The sequence below is a fragment of the Psychrobacter sp. T6-1 genome, assembly GCF_052258445.1.
Genome location: NZ_JBQQFC010000489.1, coordinates 1 through 1,245 on the forward strand (window position 1 = coordinate 1; position 1,245 = coordinate 1,245).

A 1,245-nucleotide genomic window follows, 5' to 3' on the forward strand; every position below is an offset into this window, starting at 1 on the left:
TTGGCACTAGCGACGGGCGGGTGCGTCGGTGATTCGCTTGAGATGGCGCGTTTTGGGCAAGCGCATAGTGCTCAGACGTTAGTCGTTGCAGGGGTACGCTTCATGGGCGAGTCTGCCAAGATTCTCAGCATGGAAAAGACGGTACTGATGGCGGACCTAGAAGCGGAGTGCTCGCTTGATTTGGGCTGCCCTGCTGATGAATTCTCAGCGTTTTGTGATGCTCATCCTGATCGCACCGTCGTCGTATACGCCAACACCAGTGCAGCGGTCAAAGCACGAGCGGATTGGGTGGTGACCTCCTCTGTCGGTATCGATATCATCCGCCATCTTCATGATAAAGGTGAAAAGATCATTTGGGGTCCTGATCGCCATCTGGGTAAATACATCGCGCAAGAGACGGGCGCAGACATGCTGCTTTGGCAAGGCTCGTGCCTAGTGCATAACGAGTTTAAAGCCACTGAGCTGATGCAATTAAGGGCTGAGCATCCTGAGGCAAAAGTGCTGGTACATCCTGAATCACCTGATAGCGTGGTGGCTCTGGCTGATGTGGTTGGCTCAACTAGCAAATTACTCAAATCCACCTACGAGATGGACGCCGATACCTTTATTGTCGCCACTGACCTAGGTATCTTGCATGAGATGCAAAAGCGCTCACCGAATAAGCGCTTTTTGGCTGCACCAACGGCAGGTGAAAGCGCCAGCTGTAAGAGCTGCGCATTTTGCCCATGGATGGCAATGAATGGCTTGCAAGGTATCGAGCGCGTCTTAAAAGATCAAAGCGGTGAGGTACTGATGTCACAACAGCTAGCAGTCGCTGCCAAAAAGCCATTACAGCGTATGTTAGATTTCGCTGAAACGCAAAAGCAGCGCGTCACTGCCAGCGGTGATATCGTCAAAGACCGCGCCCTCTTCGCTAACGTGGGAGCCGCGTAATATGAATAGACTTATAAGCGCTGACAATATAAGTATTCGGCAAACTGATGTCCTCATCATCGGGGCAGGTTTGGCTGGCCTTAGCACGGCTTTGGCTTTGCCAAAATCGCTACATGTCACGGTACTGAGTAAAGCGGCGCTTGAAGTCTGCTCGAGCCATTATGCACAAGGCGGCATAGCGGCAAGCTTGGATAAAGAGGATTCTATCACTGATCATGTCAGTGATACTCTTATCGCAGGTGCTGGACTCTGTACAACCGATAACACAACGGATATCTTGGGCGCTGGACAATCGGCTGTGCAATGGTTATG

At 51.6% G+C, this 1,245-nt stretch carries 2 protein-coding genes; both read left to right on the forward strand.

Translation table 11 applies throughout. The features are described 5' to 3' along the window. The coding region (nadA, locus tag ACTXGO_RS14035) for a quinolinate synthase NadA (RefSeq protein WP_443574953.1) at window positions 1-933 on the forward strand (933 nt) is incomplete at its 5' end. 1 nt (window position 934) lies between these two features. Next, on the forward strand, window positions 935-1,245 hold a 311-nt coding region (locus ACTXGO_RS14040), incomplete at its 3' end, for an FAD-dependent oxidoreductase (RefSeq protein WP_443574952.1).